This window comes from Trinickia diaoshuihuensis, from assembly GCF_003390925.1.
GTDB classification, from domain to species: Bacteria; Pseudomonadota; Gammaproteobacteria; order Burkholderiales; family Burkholderiaceae; genus Trinickia; species Trinickia diaoshuihuensis.
In genome coordinates, this window is the sequence record NZ_QUBS01000082.1 from 39,044 (window position 1) to 56,773 (window position 17,730).

At 60.6% G+C, this 17,730-nt stretch carries 15 protein-coding genes; 14 read left to right on the top strand and 1 reads right to left on the bottom strand.

The genetic code is table 11. The features are described from left to right. The first annotated feature begins 6 nt into the window (after window positions 1-6). The 14 genes from DXT59_RS20520 (at window position 7) to DXT59_RS20580 (ending at window position 17,074) form a co-directional block, all read left to right on the top strand. Window positions 7-1,080 carry an NAD-dependent epimerase/dehydratase family protein gene (locus DXT59_RS20520; protein WP_116138713.1) on the top strand — a complete coding sequence of 358 codons (1,074 nt, stop codon included), beginning with the start codon at window positions 7-9 and terminating at the stop codon, window positions 1,078-1,080. A 137-nt stretch (window positions 1,081-1,217) separates the two neighbouring features. Continuing rightward, complete coding sequence (locus DXT59_RS20525) at window positions 1,218-3,011, top strand: thiamine pyrophosphate-binding protein (protein ID WP_162878164.1); 1,794 nt, start codon at window positions 1,218-1,220, stop codon at window positions 3,009-3,011. A 95-nt stretch (window positions 3,012-3,106) separates the two neighbouring features. Then, window positions 3,107-4,432, top strand: coding sequence for an acyltransferase family protein (locus DXT59_RS20530; RefSeq protein WP_162878165.1), 1,326 nt, complete (start codon window positions 3,107-3,109; stop codon window positions 4,430-4,432). Window positions 4,433-4,503: 71 nt separating this feature from the next. Then, entirely contained in the window at window positions 4,504-5,508 is a 1,005-nt protein-coding gene (locus DXT59_RS20535; RefSeq protein WP_116138716.1) for an NAD-dependent 4,6-dehydratase LegB, read from the top strand. A gap of 50 nt (window positions 5,509-5,558) precedes the next feature. After that, window positions 5,559-6,716 carry a LegC family aminotransferase gene (locus DXT59_RS20540; RefSeq protein ID WP_116138717.1) on the top strand — a complete coding sequence of 386 codons (1,158 nt, stop codon included), beginning with the start codon at window positions 5,559-5,561 and terminating at the stop codon, window positions 6,714-6,716. Window positions 6,717-6,718: 2 nt separating this feature from the next. Next, on the top strand, window positions 6,719-7,339 hold the full coding sequence (locus tag DXT59_RS20545) for an acetyltransferase (RefSeq protein WP_116138718.1): 621 nt from the start codon (window positions 6,719-6,721) through the stop codon (window positions 7,337-7,339). After that, window positions 7,336-8,340: an N-acetylneuraminate synthase gene (neuB, locus tag DXT59_RS20550; RefSeq protein WP_116138719.1), complete on the top strand. Its 1,005-nt coding sequence runs from the start codon at window positions 7,336-7,338 to the stop codon at window positions 8,338-8,340. The genes DXT59_RS20545 and neuB overlap by 4 nt, the downstream gene beginning before the upstream one ends. Before the next feature lie 9 nt (window positions 8,341-8,349). After that, the gene (locus tag DXT59_RS20555) at window positions 8,350-9,261 is read left to right on the top strand and encodes a Gfo/Idh/MocA family oxidoreductase (RefSeq protein WP_116138720.1); all 912 of its coding nucleotides are present in this window, start codon (window positions 8,350-8,352) and stop codon (window positions 9,259-9,261) included. A gap of 26 nt (window positions 9,262-9,287) precedes the next feature. Beyond that, window positions 9,288-10,091, top strand: coding sequence for an SDR family oxidoreductase (locus tag DXT59_RS20560; RefSeq protein ID WP_116138721.1), 804 nt, complete (start codon window positions 9,288-9,290; stop codon window positions 10,089-10,091). Window positions 10,092-10,169: 78 nt separating this feature from the next. Further along, window positions 10,170-12,230 carry a hypothetical protein gene (locus DXT59_RS20565; protein ID WP_162878166.1) on the top strand — a complete coding sequence of 687 codons (2,061 nt, stop codon included), beginning with the start codon at window positions 10,170-10,172 and terminating at the stop codon, window positions 12,228-12,230. Window positions 12,231-12,256: 26 nt separating this feature from the next. Continuing rightward, the gene (neuC, locus tag DXT59_RS20570) at window positions 12,257-13,432 is read left to right on the top strand and encodes a UDP-N-acetylglucosamine 2-epimerase (protein ID WP_162878167.1); all 1,176 of its coding nucleotides are present in this window, start codon (window positions 12,257-12,259) and stop codon (window positions 13,430-13,432) included. 188 nt (window positions 13,433-13,620) lie between these two features. After that, window positions 13,621-14,667, top strand: coding sequence for a nucleotidyltransferase family protein (locus DXT59_RS20575; protein WP_162878168.1), 1,047 nt, complete (start codon window positions 13,621-13,623; stop codon window positions 14,665-14,667). An 8-nt stretch (window positions 14,668-14,675) separates the two neighbouring features. After that, on the top strand, window positions 14,676-16,040 hold the full coding sequence (locus tag DXT59_RS30730) for a hypothetical protein (protein WP_162878169.1): 1,365 nt from the start codon (window positions 14,676-14,678) through the stop codon (window positions 16,038-16,040). Further along, window positions 16,037-17,074: a glycosyltransferase family 2 protein gene (locus tag DXT59_RS20580; protein WP_162878170.1), complete on the top strand. Its 1,038-nt coding sequence runs from the start codon at window positions 16,037-16,039 to the stop codon at window positions 17,072-17,074. The genes DXT59_RS30730 and DXT59_RS20580 overlap by 4 nt, the downstream gene beginning before the upstream one ends. Before the next feature lie 43 nt (window positions 17,075-17,117). Here DXT59_RS20580 and DXT59_RS20585 read toward each other — a convergent pair whose 3' ends face one another. Continuing rightward, window positions 17,118-17,696, bottom strand: a complete 579-nt coding sequence (locus DXT59_RS20585; protein ID WP_116138726.1) for an NUDIX domain-containing protein — start codon at window positions 17,694-17,696, stop codon at window positions 17,118-17,120. Between the last annotated feature and the right edge of the window lie 34 nt (window positions 17,697-17,730).

The window sequence follows — 17,730 nt, forward strand, 5'->3', positions numbered from 1 at the left end:
GAGAACATGCGCGTCATTCCGAACGGCTTCACGCTGTTTCAAGAAGATCTCGAGCACGTCGCCCGGCACCTCGACGAAGACTGGGCTCGCCTGCGCGGAGCCCATCTGTTCATTACCGGCGGTACCGGTTTTTTCGGCAAATGGCTGCTGGAAAGTTTGTTGTGGGCCAATGAAACGCGCGGACTCGGCCTGCGCCTCACCGTGCTGAGCCGCTCCCCGGAGCGCTTTCTTGCCGAACGCGCGCCCCATTTGAAGGGTCGTCCGGGACTGGCTTTTGTCGCCGGCGGCCTGGCGGATTTCGAATTCCCCGGCGATGCCTGCAGCCACATCGTTCATGCCGCTTCCGAGACGAACCTCGAGCAATCGAACGATTGGGCTCAGCGCCATTTGAACGCGGCGCTTGGCGGCACGCAGCGGCTTATCGACATGGCCGCTCGGCACCGCTCGGAAGCACTGTTGCTGACGACCTCGGGCGCGGTGTACTCGCCGATGGATTCGATAGTCGACGACCGCTGCGTCGAGGGCCCAGCCGGCCTTGCCGACTATGCCTCGGAGCGAATCGTATACGGCCAGTCCAAGCGCATGATGGAAATCATGACGTCGGTGGCCGCGCAGCAGGTGGGCTTTCGGGCTTTGATCGCTCGGTGCTTTGCGTTCGTCGGGCCCCACTTGCCCCTCGAGGCCAACTACGCGATAGGCAATTTCATGCGTGACGCACTGGCCGGACGCGACGTCGTGGTCGGCGGCGACGGCACGCCGCTGCGCTCGTATTTGTACGCGGCCGATCTCGTGGTTTGGTTAGTGCGCATCCTGGCGCGGGGGCGATCGGGTGTACCGTATAACGTCGGTGGCGAGCAAGCGATCTCGATCGGCGACCTTGCGCACACAGTCGCTCGCGTGGCGGGTGGTACGAGCCGCGTGCAGATCAAAGGTACGCCCGTGCCGGGCGCGAAACCGTCGGCCTACCTGCCTTCGGTTGCGCGTGCGCGCGAGGAACTCGGATTGGACGTGTTCGTGCCGATCGACGACGCAATCGCGCGTACGCTCGCTTGGCATCGTTCGCGCGAGGTGGGTAACTAGCCCCGTGACTGAACATACGGCCTTCGAACGCAGCAGAGCCGACGCTACGCGGGGCTTGAACGCGGTGTAAGTCGAGTAGTAATGATGGGGCCTCGGAGCGCGAGGCAAAGTATTCCAAATTTTTAATGGCAAATCGTATGGCGATCAGTGTCTCGGATTATGTCTTCCAGCGTGTGGCGGAAGCTGGAGTAAAGGACGTCTTCATGGTGTCGGGCGGCGGCATCATGTACTTGTGTGACGCGGTCGGCCGCTCGAAAGATTTGCGCTACTGGTGCAACTACCATGAGCAGGCATGCGCCATTGCCGCCGAAGGTTATGCGCGCGTGACGGAAAACTTGGGCGTCTGTCTCGTCACCACGGGCCCCGGCAGTACCAACGCCCTGTCGGCCGTCGCGGGAGCATTCGTCGACTCCATCCCCGTGCTCGTCATCTCGGGTCAGGTGCGTACGGCCATCATGGCCGATTACAGCTTCCAGCGCCAAGTCGGCCCGCAGGAAATCAATATTGAGCCGATGGCCAAGCCAGTGACGAAGCATTGCGTCACCGTGATGCGCCCGGAAGACGTGCGTTACGAACTCGAGAAATGCCTCTATCTGGCGCGTGCCGGACGTCCGGGACCCGTCTGGCTGAATCTGCCGCTCGACATTCAATCCGCGATGATCGAACCGGATGCGCAACGCGGCTATACCCCGGAAGAGCCGTCCACGCCCCCCTTGGACGAAGCGCTCGTCGATCAAGTCGCGCAAATGCTGCTCGCCTCGAAGCGGCCGGTCGTGATCGGCGGTAACGGTATCGCGCTGGGCCATGCGCGCAGCGCATTCCGCGAACTCGTTGCGCAATTGAAGGTGCCGGCGCTGTCGACCATCAGCGGCATGGATCTGTTGGCGGAAGACAATCCGCTCTATCAAGGCCGTATTGGGCCGGGCGGTCAACGTCGAGCGAACTTTGCGCTTCAAAATTCCGATTTGGTGCTCGCGATAGGCACGAGCCTCTCGATCTCCGCCATCGGCTTCAGCGATAAGTTTGCGCCAAAGGCGAAAAAGGTACACGTCAACATCGATCGCGGCGATCTGGTCAAGAAGAACATCACCATCGACGTATCGGTACTCGCGGACGCCAAGCAGTTCATCGAAGCGTTGCTCGCCCGCGTCAAGGATCATCAATATCAGCCGACCCAGCGTTGGCTCGACGCGTGCGCGATGTGGAAGCGGGAGTACCCGCCCATGCCCGCGCCCGAGCACCTGCAAAAGGATCACGTCGACATTTACGCGGCCTATGACGAACTGTCGCGACAGCTAGGCGATACCGATATCGTCGTGAGCGGCAACTCGCTCGACGGCTGCATCATCGCCTACCAAAACCACCGCGTGAAGGAAGGACAATTCGGATTCACGAGCGCCTGCATGGGCTCGATGGGTTGGGACTTGCCGGCGGTCATCGGGGCCTGCGTAGCGGATCGCGAACGGCGCGGCGTGCTGGTAACGGGCGACGGCAGTGTGCTGTTCAACATTCAGGAGCTGATGTTCCTCTCGCAGAATCATCTGAATGCGAAGCTGTTCATCAGCAACAACGATGGCTATCAAAGTATCCGCAACACCCAACGCCGTTATTTCGAAGGTCGCGAAGTCGGCACCGATCGCCACTCGGGCGTCGGCAACCCCGACTTCAAGAAACTCGCGGAGGCATTCGGGCTTAAGCACATGCTGATCGAGCGCAATGAGCAATTGCGCGACGCCATCGCAACGGTTTTTGCGGATAAAGATCCGTGGATCGTGGAGATGTCGATATCGCAGGAGCAACAGCGGTTCCGCGCTAGCTCGTACCTGAAACCGGACGGCACGCTCGGATCTCGCCCGATGGAGGACATGGATCCCCTGCTGCCTCGCGAAGAGCTCGAACGCAACATGACGATGTTCGATAACGACGATTGAACATCGGGCCGCGGCAGCCCGTTTGAGCATGCGCGGTCGTAGTCGCTTGGCCGGGCGCAGCGGTAGCAATGCCGTTGCGCCCGAAGTCTTTCTTTATGTTGAGTCTGAATACGATCTTGCTGCGCCCTGCCCCCATTGCCGGCGAACGCGATATGGAAAATACAGTTCCCCCCGCTACTCAACGCCCATCCATCGATGCGCTCACTAGCTTGCGCGGCATTGCCGCGCTCCTGGTCGTCGTGCATCACATGGGGCTTCTCATGCTACAGCCGCTGAGGAGCACGGTTGCAGCCATGCCGCTCGAGAAGTGCGGACTCCTAGGCATGTCCGTCTTTTTCGTCCTAAGCGGCTTTGTCATCCACTACAACTATGCGGACCGTCTCGCCAGCGATCGCGAAAGCGGCGTGATGAAGTTTTTGTTCGCGCGGCTTGCCCGCCTTTATCCGCTCTATCTTCCGATCATTCTCATTAACTACGCGGTCAATGTCGGGCGTGCCGTTCATTCGGGCCGGCAATTGGCTGCCAGTGCTTACTCCGCATCGCTGCCTGCCTACCTTGCCGGCATGCAGTCATGGTTTTATGCCACGCTTAACGGGTTCAATCTTTCGATCTCGCAGGAATACGCGAATAACTCTTGGTCTATCAGCGCCGAGCTATTCCTCTATCTATTCTTCATTCCGCTGGCATTGTACGGGGGTTTTAAGCGGCACTCGACGGCGCGTGGCGTAGCAATCGCCGTTGCCGCGATCTTTGGGCGCATACTCTTCGTAAAGTTTTCGGAACTCGATGCAGTAAGAACTGCCCTGGAAAACGCACTGGGCGCCGTACCCTCTCTGGACGTTGGAAGTTGGCTAGTATATTACTCGCCGTATGGACGTTTGTTCGAGTTTCTAGCTGGAGTAGGGATTGCAGAAATTTGGCTAGCACGAAACAATCAGACGGAGTCGCCTCAGGCCCGCGCATTGGCGCGCGTCATTGGCGCAATCGCCTGCGCCTACATCGCGGGCTCGTTTGCCGATCAGGTGCTGTTCGACTATCCCAAACTGTTTGGCGGCAATCGAATCTATAGCGGCTATGCTGTCGCCGTTCCCGCAGCGATCTATCTCATCTGCCGCAGCCAACGTTGGCTGGGAAAGCTGGCGAGCTGGTGGCCTCTGCTTGGCGCAGGCGAAATCAGCTACTCGCTGTACATGCTGCACGGCAACCTGTTTCCGCTCTTTCTCGTGAAACCCCACGACACTCTCGCCGCCCTCGTGCCCGAGATGATTGCGAAATCGATCGCATTTCTGATCATACTGTTCGCGGCCTCATGGTTGACATATCGGTATTGGGAAATGCCTTGTCGTAAGAGAATTGTCTCTTTTTATCGAAAAAGCATCTCACCGCGACCGATTCGCGAGTGCGATATCGCCCATCCGTAGTCTGTCTCAGGCGCGAACTTACCCTGTACAGTAACACTCGCGTACGTCGCGAGATCATGCAAGGAACGACAATGTCGACGAATAAACGAATCCTCGTCACCGGCGCCGATGGTTTCATCGGCTCTCATCTCACCGAATACCTCGTTCGCGCGGGCTACGACGTTCGCCCGTTCGTTTTGTACAACTCGTTTAATTCTTGGGGCTGGCTCGATCGGGCCGATTCCGACATCAAGTCCTCGCTCGACGTGTTTGCCGGCGACATCCGCGATCCGAACGGCGTACGCAAAGCCGTACAAGGCTGCGACGTCGTCCTGCACCTGGCGGCGTTGATCGCTATCCCCTATTCCTACCATTCGCCCGATACGTACGTCGACACGAACGTAAAAGGCACGCTCAATGTCGTGCAAGCCGCGCGAGACCTCGGTGCGCGGGTCGTGCATACATCGACGAGCGAAGTGTACGGCACCGCCCGGACCGTGCCGATCGACGAATCGCATCCGCTCCAAGGACAATCGCCATACTCAGCCTCGAAAATCGGCGCCGACCAGATCGCTCTTTCGTTCTACATGTCGTTCGAGACGCCTGTCGCCGTGCTGCGTCCGTTCAACACGTACGGTCCGCGTCAGTCGGCCCGCGCGGTCATCCCGAGCATCATCACCCAGATTGCTGCGGGTCAACGCAACCTCAAGCTCGGTTCGTTGCACCCCACCCGCGACTTCAATTTCGTTACGGATACCGTGCGCGCGTTTGAAGCGGTGATGAACAGCGATCAAGCACTCGGTCAAGTGCTGAACGCCGGGAGCGGCTTCGAGGTCAGTATCGGCGACACCGTCCGCATGATCGCGGAAACGATGGGCGTGGAAGTGGCCATCGAGACCGACGAGCAACGTCTGCGTCCGGAAAAGAGCGAGGTGGAACGCCTGCTGGCCGACAATCGCCGGCTACGCGACCTCACGAACTGGGCGCCTGAATACGCCGGCGTGGACGGCTTCCGCCGCGGGCTGGCGAAAACGGTCGAATGGTTTACCGATCCGGCCAATTTGGCGAATTACAAGGCCGATCGCTACAACGTGTAAGGTGATCGGCAAACCCGCCGAATCGATTCATCTATACCAGAGACACTCCTATGGACCGAGCAGCCACGATTGTGCAAGCCGTGCGTGAGGCGTATCGCCGCCCGGATGGCTTCCTGCCGCTACACGCCCCCATTTTCGAGGGTAACGAAAGCGCTTACGTTCTAAAAACCATCGAATCGACGTTCGTCTCGTCGGTGGGCGAATACGTCAGCCAGTTCGAGCGCATGTTGCAAGAGATCACGGGCGCGGCACACGTCGTCGCCACGACGAATGGCACGACGGCTTTGCACATGTCGTTGTTGCTTGCCGGAGTAGAGCGCGATGACCTGGTCATTACGCAATCGCTCAGTTTCGTCGCGACAGCCAATTCGATCGCGCACGCGGGCGCCGTGCCGGCTTTCGTCGATGTGGACGCGGATACCCTAGGCATGTCGCCGGCCGCACTCGAAGCGTTCCTCGAACGTGAATGCGAACGCTCGAGTCGCGGTTGCACGCACCGGGCGACGGGGCGCCGTATAGCGGCCTGTGTGCCGATGCACTCGTTCGGACTACCGGCCCGTATCCAGGAAATTGCCGATGTCTGCCGCAAGTGGGCAATCCCGTTAATCGAGGACGCGGCCGAAGCACTGGGGAGCCGCGTCGGCAGCGCGCATTGCGGCACTTTCGGCCTACTCGGCACCCTCAGTTTCAACGGCAACAAAATTTGTACGACGGGCGGCGGCGGCGCCATCATGACCAACGACTCGGAAGTCGCCAAGCGCGCCAAGCATTTGACGACGACCGCCAAGGTCCCGCATCGCTGGCGCTTCGAGCACGACGCGATCGGTTACAACTTTCGCTTACCCAACCTCAATGCCGCGCTCGGCTGTGCGCAATTGGAGCGGCTGGACCAATTTGTCGCATTCAAACGCGAGCTCGTCGATCGCTACGTGCAGGCATTCGCAGGCACCGGTATCGAGGTCGTCACGGAGCGCCCGGGAACGTATTCGAACTACTGGTTGTGCGCGATTTTGCTGGCCGACCGCAACGAGCGCGACGCCTGTCTGGACGCAACCAACGAAGCAGGCGTAATGACGCGGCCGGTTTGGGAACCGCTGCATACGCTGCCCATGTTTGCGGAGGCGCCGCACGGCCCGCTGGCAACGACGCAATCGATCGCCGACCGGCTCATCAACATTCCGAGCGGCGTGCTGCACCCCTCGGCGTAACGATGAACATCCTTCTGATTGGTGGAGGGGGCCACTGCAAAGCCGTCATCGACGTAATCGAAGCTGAACGTCGATGGACGATCGCGGGCATCGTCGAAGCTCCCGGCTGCGAGACGCGTGAAGTGTTGGGCTATCCCGTCATCGGCCACGACGACAAACTCGACGAGTTATCCCGCCACTATCAGAATGCGTTGGTAACGGTCGGACAAATCAAAACGCCCAACGTGCGCATGCGCCTGTACGAGCGCCTGCGCCAACTCGGCTTTTCCCTACCCGCCATTGTTTCGCCCTTGGCCCGAGTCGGCCGCGGTGCCACGATCGGCGACGGCACGATCGTCATGCACTTCGCCCAGGTGGGCCCCGATGCGAAAGTCGGCGCGAACACCATCGTGAACAGCCGTGCATTGATCGAACACGATGCCGTTGTCGGCGATCACTGCCATGTAGCGACGGCTTCCGTCATCAACGGCGCAGCGCGCGTGGGTAGCGGTACGTTGATCGGCAGCGGCGCCGTTTGTCGCGAAGGCATTGCGATCGGCGATCGCGTGCTGATTGCCATGGGCGCGCGCGTTCGCAAATCAGTACCCAACGATACGCTCTATCTTGGAGATCAGTCCCGATGATTCCCCATTGTACGGTGATCGCCGAAGCCGGCGTCAACCATAACGGCTCGATAGAGCTTGCATACCGGCTCATCGACGCAGCGGCTGCCGCCGGCGTCGACTATGTCAAATTTCAAACGTTTCGCGCGGAGGCACTCGCCACACGTGCGGCGCCGAAAGCAGCCTATCAACAGGCGACGACCGGTAGCGGAGAAACGCAACTCGAGATGCTCAAGCGCCTGGAGTTGCCCCTTGAGGCGTTCACCGATCTGGCCGCCTATTGCGCAAAATGCGGGGTCAAATTCATGTCCACGCCCTTCGATTTGGAGGCCGCGAATTTCCTGGACGGCATCGGGATGGAAGCCTTCAAGGTCTCGTCGGGAGATTTGACGAACACGCCGCTGCTGCGCGCGCTAGGCGCAAAGGGCAAGCCCGTGATTCTATCTTCGGGGATGGCGACCCTCGGCGAGGTAGAGCAAGCCGTGCAAACGCTCGAGTCGGCCGGCATCGCGATCGCCGACATCACGCTTTTGCATTGCACGACCGAATATCCCGCGCCCGCAGAAGAAGTGAACCTTCGGGCAATGGCGACTTTGCGCGCAGCGTTTCCGGGAGCAACGATCGGCTACTCGGATCACACCCGGGGAATCGAAATTCCGATTGCCGCAACAGCGCTCGGGGCGCAGGTCATCGAGAAGCACTTCACACTCGACAGATCCATGGAGGGCCCCGATCACAAAGCTAGTCTGGAGCCGGAGGAGCTCGCCGCCATGGTCGGAGCGATCCGCCGCGTCAGCGCCGCCTTGGGAGACGGCCGTAAGCGCCCAACCGCATCGGAACTGCCCAATCGAGCGGTCGCGCGCAAGAGCATCGTGGCGGGGCGGCCTATCGCGAAAGGTGAAGTACTAACGGCCGAGAACCTTGCGGTGCGGCGGCCCGGAAACGGGCTGTCGCCGACAAGGTGGGACGAAATCATTGGGACGACAGCCGCGCGCGATTATGCGCAGGACGAACCGCTCTGAGGAAACTCCATGCGAATGCTTATCGTCGGCTACGGGTCGATCGGCGCCCGGCACGGCCGCATCGCGGCCTCCCTCGGCATGGATGTCGCCTGCGTCTCACGCAACGAAGCGTGCCCCTATCCCCGGTTCGACAGCATCGCGGATGCGCTCGCGCGATTCAGGCCGGAGCGCGTGCTGATCGCCAATCCGACCGCGCAACACGCTGACGCGATCCACGCGCTGCGCGTCGCGGGATTCGCGGGTGCTGTGCTGATCGAAAAGCCCATATTCGATTCGCTTAGCGCCCTGCCGGAAACCGGCGACATGCGGGTCTATGCCGCTTACAACCTGCGCTTTCACCCGCTCGTGCAGGCACTGCGGGCGGAAGTTGCGGGCCGGCCGCTTTTTTGCGCCAGCTTTCAGGCCGGGCAGTACCTACCGCAATGGCGCCCAGCGGCGGACTACCGTAAAACCTATTCGGCAAGCAAGTCGATGGGGGGAGGCGTACTGCGCGACTTGTCGCACGAGGTCGATTTGGCGCTCTGGCTGTGTGGTCCGGCTGCTCGCGTCGCTGCACTCGGCGGTCATTTCAGCGATCTGGAGATCGATAGCGACGACGTCTTTTCGATGCTTTCCGTCAATGCGCGTTGTCCGGCGGTATCGATCGGAATCAATTACCTCGATCGCAAGCCGCAGCGCACCATCACGCTCAACGGCCCGGACTTGAGCGCCGCGCTGGACCTCGTGGGCGGCCTGCTGACCGTCAACGGAGAAACGACACAGCTCGCTCCCGAGCGCGACGTCACCTATCGGGCACAGTTGGAAGCGTTTGTAAACGACGACGCATCGACGCTCGCGACGCTCGCCGAGGGCATCGAAGTCGTACGCTTCGTCGACGCGGCGGAAGCCGCGGCGACGGCCGGCTCATGGATCCGGCCTTAATCTTTTTATCAAGAAACGGACTCAGCATGCGCAAGATCGAAGAACTTATGTCGCTGGCCGGCAAGACGGCTGTCGTAACAGGCGGCGCCGGCCACATCGGCGCGGCGATGGCGGAGGCGCTTGCCGAAGCGAACGCGACGGTCGTCCTCGTCGACCGCCAAGCGGACCAATTGACCGAGCGCGCGGCGCAAATCCGCGCGCGTACCGGCGCCCGCATCGAAACGTTCGAGCTGGAACTGGCCGATGAAACTGCCGTGCGCAGCTTGCCCGCACGCGTCGCCGATTTGTGCGGCGGCCTCGATGTCCTCGTCAATTGCGCGGCCTTCGTCGGTACGTCCCAGCTTGAAGGCTGGGCCGTACCGTTCGAGCAACAAAAAACGCCCGCATGGCGGGCGGCCTTCGAGGTGAACGTGACCTCGGTATTCGAACTCGTGCAATCCGCATTGCCGTACCTGAAGGCGTCCGGTAAGGGATCGGTGATCAACGTCGCGTCGCTGTACGGCGTCGTCGGACCCGACTGGAGGCTGTACGAAGGCACATCGATGGGCAATCCGGCGGCCTATGGCGCAAGTAAAGGCGCGCTGATCCAACTGACGAACTGGCTCGCCACGACGCTCGCTCCAGCGGTTCGTGTCAACACGATCAGCCCCGGCGGCGTGTGGCGCAATCAGCCGGAAGCATTCGCCAAGCGATATATCGAGCGCACGCCGTTGCAGAGAATGGCTGTGGAAGAAGACTTCAAGGGTGCCGCGGTCTACCTCGCGAGCGATCTTTCCGCCTATGTAACTGGGCAGAACCTCGTGATCGACGGCGGCTGGTGTGCCTGGTGAGCTGGTCTTTGCCTGTTACGGTAGTCAAGCGCGCTGCCTGCGTCTCGCGTCGAAGAATCTAGAAAGAAGAATGTATTGATGAAATCCTTGGGTCTCTGGATTCGGTGCCTGCCAATCGCCCTTCTGGCGATGTTCGGCAGCACCGTGCTCGTCGTATTGAATCCCGGCTACTTTTGGGACGATTGGGTCTGGCTGTTTCACAACGCCGCCGAAAATATCCAAATCGGCAAAGAGCTGGGCGTGTGGTGGGGCGGCTACCTGACGACAATCATCAACGGACTTCCCTCGCCTTCGATCGCCATGCGCGTCACGGCGCTCATCGCATGGATTTCGACCGGCGCGATAGTCGCCCTCATGCTGCATCGGTACGCTCGCGTTACGCGCATGTCGGCGTTTCAGTTCTTTCTGATCTATTGCGCGACGCATGTCGCCATGATTCGTTTTTTAACGAGCGTTGCACTTTATAACGTCTACATCGCTGCGTTTTGGCTCGGCGTCGCGATTCTGCTCGGCGCTCGCCGGCGGTCGCCTCTCTTACGTTGGGTAGCACTGGCTCTGCTGTTTTTCTCGTTCTATCTCAACTCTCTCATTGTGCTGTACGCGCTGCTGCTCGCACTCCTTGTATTGGGAGAAATACAACGGAGCCTGAACTTTCAGAGGACGCTCCGCGCGGCGGGATGGATCGAACTAGCCGCGTTACGCGGCGCTGTACACACCTTTTGGAGTCAATCGAAGCCGGTCCTGCGCGACTTTGCCCGACAGAACGTGTCGTTGCTCGCGCTTCCGATCGTCTTTATTTTGGTGAAGAGACTGACGACTGCGAAATCGCAGCTCTACGGCTCGTATAACTCAATCGATGCTCATCTTGTCCTGTCGGCGATCGGGACGTCATTTACGCTGATACGCCCGGTACTACGCGACTTTTTCGCCATCGGCTTACGCACCGTGCCGCCCGTAGGGCTAATCGCAGCCACGCTGATTTGCTTCGGGCTCCTACGGCTATTACCGCGCCGCTCGATGCGCACCCCTTGGCGAGATATCGGTTTGCACTTGGCGCTGGGCATACTGTTCTTCGCGGCCGCCGCGTACCCTTACGTGGTGGTCGGCAAGACACCCGAGCTCATGAGCTTTTACGATGCGCGCAACATCCTGCCGGCTGTTGCCGCGATCGATTTGATCCTGCTCGCACTCATTGACACGCTCGATCGCGCATTCGCCCGCGTACCGTTGCTGCAGCGCTATGGCCGCGACCTAGTGCTCGCGTATGTCCTCGCCACGTCGATCAGCGCAGGCATCATGACAGGCATCAACCTATGGCATGACTGGCTGCGTCAAACCGCCACGATTGCGTATTTACGTGATCATCGCGATCAATTGCGCGACGACCGGACATTCGTGTTCGATGACAAAACCCGCTCGAGCCGAATCGGCGACCGCACCATTTGGAACTACGAGTACACGGGCAACCTTATCTCGGCATACGGTGGGCGCGACCATTTCGGTCTGTCCGTAAGCGAGTACGTACAATGGCCGAAAAACGTCGCATTGATCACAGATAAGACGCTCAGACGACGGTTCAACATCCGCGATTACGACTTTCGCAAGCCGCACGTGATCGTGTCGATGGAAGACGGCCCGGTGCCGCTCACGGCCGCGCGCGTGCTGCCCCTGGTGTACGAGTACCTGCTGGGCAACGCTGCGTGGCAAACGGATGCCGCCCAATACTTCGTGCTTAGCACGGCGCAGGAGTATATCGAGGCGGATGCTCGGGCTGCGGAAATGTTCGATATGGCCGCGGCGCTCGCCGCCTACCGGCGCGATCACGGTTGCTACCCGACGACGGTCGCTGGCACGCCCTGCGGGGCGGCGCAACACGCTCTGTTCGACAACGGCAATGTCGGCCCACGCCCGGTCGTGGGTGACATCCCCGGGTTATTTCCCACATATATGGCGCGCCCCGACACCATGCGGGTTCACTTTGGCCAGCCCAATTACCTATACTTTTCCGATGGCGACGACTACAAGCTCGTCTACTCGGACGCGAGCGATCTCCCGTATGCTCGACAGAGTCACCCGGCGCTGATCGATACGAAAAATCTCGGTTACGGCGTTTGGACGTTGGGCGCCAGCGCCTGGTAATCGATCAACGCATCGAACGACAGGACATGAAGACGATCTGCTTTTTCACCGGAACGCGCGCCGAATATGGCCTGCTGCGGCCGCTCATGAGAACCGTCGAGACTGCCCCCGGCGTCCGCTTATGCACGCTCGTTACCGGCGCGCATCTAGCCGAATCGCTAGGTAATACCTGGCGCGAGATTGAATCGGATGGGCTACCGATCGACGAGCGAGTCGAAATCCTCATGGACGGCGGCACCGAGACCAACGTCTGCACGGCAATGGGCCTTGGCATCATGCGCTATGGCGAAGCTCTGAAGCGGCTAAGCCCGGACTTGCTCGTGATATTGGGCGATCGCTTCGAGGCATTGGCAGCAGCCGCGGCAGCTACCGTTTGCAAGGTGCCGATCGCACACATCCATGGCGGCGAACTCACGCTGGGGGCAATGGACGATGCGTTCCGGCATGCGATCACGAAGATGAGCCACCTGCACTTCACGAGCACCGAGGCGTACCGTCGGCGCGTGGTTCAGATGGGGGAAGCGCCCGAGCGTGTGTTCAACGTCGGCGCGCTCGGCGTCGAGAACATCAAGAGCCTACCGCTTCTTTCGAAGTCCGAGGTGGAGCGGCGCCTTGAGCTTGCCGCGGAACAGCCGTATTTCCTGGTGACATTCCATCCGGCCACGCTCGAAGTACAACCGCCCGACGAGCAGTTGGAGGCGCTGCTGAGCGCTCTCGACGCGTTTCCGAGCCATGTTTGCGCATTTACGGGCGCGAACGCGGACCCGGGCGGAGGCGGACTCAATCGCATGCTCGCGCTTGCCGCGCAGGCGCGGCCGGGACGCTTCCGCTTTTCGATGTCGCTCGGCGTCACGCTCTATCTGTCGGCAGCGCGATATGCGGCCGCCGTAGTCGGAAACTCTTCCAGCGGAATTATCGAGGTGCCGAGCCTTGGCGTCCCCACGGTCGACATCGGGTCCCGCCAGCAAGGAAGAATCCGTAGCGAGAGCGTGCTTCATTGCGTGCCGCAGACAAGCGCTATTGAAGCGGCCATCGCCACTGCTATCGGCGCCGATTTCCGCGCGCGGGCAGCCGCGGCGTCGAACCCCTACGACCGCCCGGGCACGAGCCGATCGATCGTGGAAGCCATTCTGGATGTCGACTTGAAGGCCGTGCGCGACAAGTCGTTCTACGACATCGGCTGCTCCGGCACCACCGCTTAGAATGCGCACCTAGTGCATGCTATGATTCGCTACTTGGGCCAAAACTGCTCTCTACTCGCTCGAGGGGGAGCCGTCGCCCTAGCCGGATCCGGTTTTTATCAGCGGATTCGGCCCTCGTGGCCTAAGATTCAATTCGCTCATCCTCCGCTCTATCTCCCGCTATGAAGGCCTCCGACCAACTCGCTCACTTGAGCGTAACGCTTGATTCCAAGATATCGGACGTTATCGCTCGCATCCAGGCTAGCGGCCCGGTCGCGTGCGCGTTGCTGTATGACGCAACGGGACGCTTCATCAACGTGATTACGGACGGCGACGTGCGCCGCGCCTTCTTGGAAGGCTGCAAGCTCGACGACAGCGCCCGCGAAATTAACGAAGTGAAAGCGAAGACGGCGCGTCCGGGACCCATTACCGCGAGTATTCACTCGGCGCCGAACGAACGCAAGGAGCTGTTTCGGGAACATAACCTGCGCCAGCTCGTTCTCGTGGACGTGGACGGAAACCCCGTCGCCATCATCGATCACTCCGCCGCAGATCATTCGCCGAGCTATATCAACCGTAACTTCACGGCCGTGGTAATGGCCGGTGGATTCGGAACGCGGCTGCGTCCTCTCACGGCGGACACGCCCAAGCCGATGCTGCAAATCAACGGTCGGCCGATGCTCGAAATTAGCATCGAGAAGCTGATCAGCCACGGTGCCAATCGAATTTTTATCGCAACGCACTACCTGCCGGAAAAAATCACGAGCCACTTCGGTAACGGCGAGCGGTTCGGCGTAGAGATCCAGTATGTGCACGAAGAAGAGCCGCTAGGCACTGGCGGCGCATTATCGCTTTTGCCGAGTGTCGATGAGAACACACTCGTGTTCAACGGCGACATATTGACGAACCTCGATATCGGCATGTTTCTCGCCTACCACTTGAAGAGCGGTTCGGCGATGACCATCGCCGCGACGCAATACAGCTTCCAGGTGCCGTTCGGCGTGATTAGCGAGCAGAACTCTTTCGTTACCCATATCGAGGAGAAGCCGAGCTTCAGCTTCCTCGTGAACAGCGGCATCTACTTCCTATCTAAGAAGGTCTTCGAGGTATTGCCGAAATCGGGCAAGTACAACATGACCGATGTCGCGCATACGCTGACGCAGCAGTCGATGCCGGTATCGTGCTTTCCGATCTTCGAGCACTGGTTGGACGTCGGCCGGCCCAGCGACTACGACCTCGCGGCGAAGCTGTTCTGAAACGAGCGATGACCGAGCGCCCCGCGCCCGAGCGGGCGCAACGCCCGACGAAGGCTCGCGCCCTGGTGCTTCGCGCATTGCCGCGCGATCTTTTGCTGGTGCTATCGCAAAGGCTTTGGCAGGCGGGCGCTGGCCTCATCACCACCGTGCTGGCCGTACACTTCCTATCGGCCGAACTGCAAGGGTGGTACTACAGCTTCCTTAGCGTCGCAGCGCTCTACACGCTATTCGACCTCGGACTATCGACGGTGCTGGTGCAAGTGGCGGCGCACACATTCTCCGGGTTGCGATGGCGTGCCGATTTTACCGTCGAAGGTGAGGGAGCCGATCACTTCCGCGCGCTCGTCGGCCGCGCTTCGCGCTGGTACGTGATAAGCGCAATCGCATTCGCCGCGCTTTTATTGCCGGGCGGCCTGCTGTTCTTCGGCTCAAAAACAGGTGCCGCGCCGCATTGGCTGGCGCAATGGATCGTCCTGTGCGGTGTGACGGCGGCAGGGTTAGTCTTCATGCCCTTCCTTTCCGTGCTCGAAGGGACGGGCCGAATCACCGAGGTCTACGCCATCCGCTTGGGCACAGCCATTTGCGGTTCGCTTGCCGCTTGGGCGGCTTTGGCCGCCGGCGCAAGCCTGTGGGCGACCGTCATGGTCCCGACGGCAACGCTCCTGATTCCGATCGCATGGCTCGTGAGTTACCGCCGCGAACTCATCGTTATGGCATGGCGTACGGTGGGACGCGATTTCGCTTGGCGGCGCGAAGTATGGCCATTGCAGTGGAGGCTTGCCGTCAACTGGCTGTGCGGTTATTTGCTCACCCAGATCAATACGCCCGTGCTGTTCCATACGCAGGGTGCTGTCGTCGCGGGCCAGTTCGGTCTGTCGCTGACGATCGTCAATACGATCAGCCTCGTTGCCCAATCGTGGCTGACCCGGCGCGTACCCGCCATGGCACGTGCCGCGGCGCAACGCGATTGGGCCGCGCTCGATCGATTATTTGTCCGTGATTACGCCGTTTCTTCGGCCGTGGCCATCGCAGGCGCCGCCGCAACGTTGGCCGCATACCGCTTGCTCTCGCACACGGCTTACGTTCATCGGGTGCTGCCGTTTTGGGAGCTGACAGCCCTGCTCGGCTTCATGCTGGCCAACTTACTGATCGGCGGACTCTCGACGCATCTGCGCAGCTACCGCAAAGAGCCGCTCATGCCGCTTATCGCGGCGACGACGCTCGTCAGTACGCCCGTACTGATTTGGGCGGCTGCGCGGCATTCCTCAGCAGGCCTCGTTGCCGTGCTTGCCGCGGTCAATATCTGCGTGAACCTGCCGGTATCCGTCGCGATCTGGCGGCACTGCAACCACACCTGGAGACACCAAGCGTGAGCGACGAAACGTTGCCCCTTCTTACGATCGCCATTCCGACCTATAACCGCGCACGCTATCTGGAACTCAATCTGCAGCGGCTCGTCGAGGAATGCAAAGCCATCGCCCCAGACCTCGTCGAAGTCGTCGTGTCCGACAATCACTCGACGGACGACACGCCCGGTGTCGTCGCGCGCGCGATCGCGCACGGGCTGCCCATTCGGTACATTCGCAACACGATCGATATCGGATCCGACGCCAACATCGCGCAATGCTTCAACGAGGCGCGCGGGCACTACGTGCAAATCATGGGCGATGACGATCTCTATGTGCGCGGCGAACTCGCTCAATTGCTCGACCGGTTGAAGCAAGATGACTATGGCGTCGTTTGCTTGCGTCCGTTCGGCTATGAAAACGACCCCGAGCGTGAGTTTCCCGGCGGGCACGGAGGCGTGGAGATCTTCGAAAATATTGGCGACTTCCTCGCGGCGATCGGACCGCTGATCACGTTCATTTCGGCCTGCGTCATCAATCGCCGAATTCAAACCGAAATCGATGCGAGACAGTTTTGTGGCAGCAATCTCGTGCAGGTGCACCTTGTCGTCTACGCGGCGCTGCTCGCGAAGCGAAACGTCTATCTGACCGACTACATTCTTGCCTGCAAGCGTGCGAACTCGGGCGGCTACGACTTCTCCGAAGTCTTCGTCGAGCGGCTGGGGCGCATTCTCGATTCATATCGTCCGGCAGGCCTGCCCGCTTCCGCGATCGAGCAGTTCGAGACGCGCATGCTCAAGTCGTACCACCCCTTCAATTTGCTGCGGCAACGCATCGCCCGGCAAGGGGATCTACGCGCGACCTATGGCCGATTCGCGGCGCGTTTTGGCCGCAGGCCGCTGTTCCGTTTTTGGGTCGCGCCTATCATTACGCTGCCGCGTCCCTTGGCGCTTGCGTGGGGCGCGGGCGCAACGTTCATCGGCCGGATCGCCAACGGTGACTTCCGCCGCGGCATTCATTTCGTATGGAACCGATTGAGGACCGCCGGTACGCGCAACTGAGGAGTGCCTCGGCGCCTCGCTGACGATGGACCGCTACCGCGGCCTAAAACACACGCCAGGCGAGGTATTGGAGCAGCATGATGGTCTTGCCGTCGACGATCTCGCCGGTAGCCATCATCGCAATCGCTTTGTCGATGGGTAGCTCGATCACATCGATGTCCTCGCCCTCGTGCGCTAGGCCACCGCCGGGGCCCACTCGGTCGCTCGGCGTGTACGGTCCGACAAAGCCATGGACGACGTGCGTGATGCAACCCGGCACCATCATGGCTTCGAACGCTTTTTCGAGCGCTCCGATTCGATAGCCGGTTTCTTCCTCCACCTCACGGCGTGCGCATGCTTCGATCTCGCCGCCCTCGAGAAAGCCCGCGGGGGCCTCGAGCATAAACGCATTATCGCCGCGCAAATGAGCCGGGAGCCGGAATTGCCGCACGAGCAGTACGGTGCGGCGCCGTAGATCGTAGGGCAACACCGAGACGCCGTCGTCGACGTGATAGATCTCGCGCGTCAGCGATTGCGTCACGCCGTCGCGCCGCTCGTAGTCGAATTCGACCTTCTCGAGTAGCCGGTAGTCATGCGATAGCGGGTCTGTCGCGGTGATGCGAATGCTTTGCCGTTCAGTCATGGGGGTTCATGTAGAAGCTGTTGCGCGTCGAGAA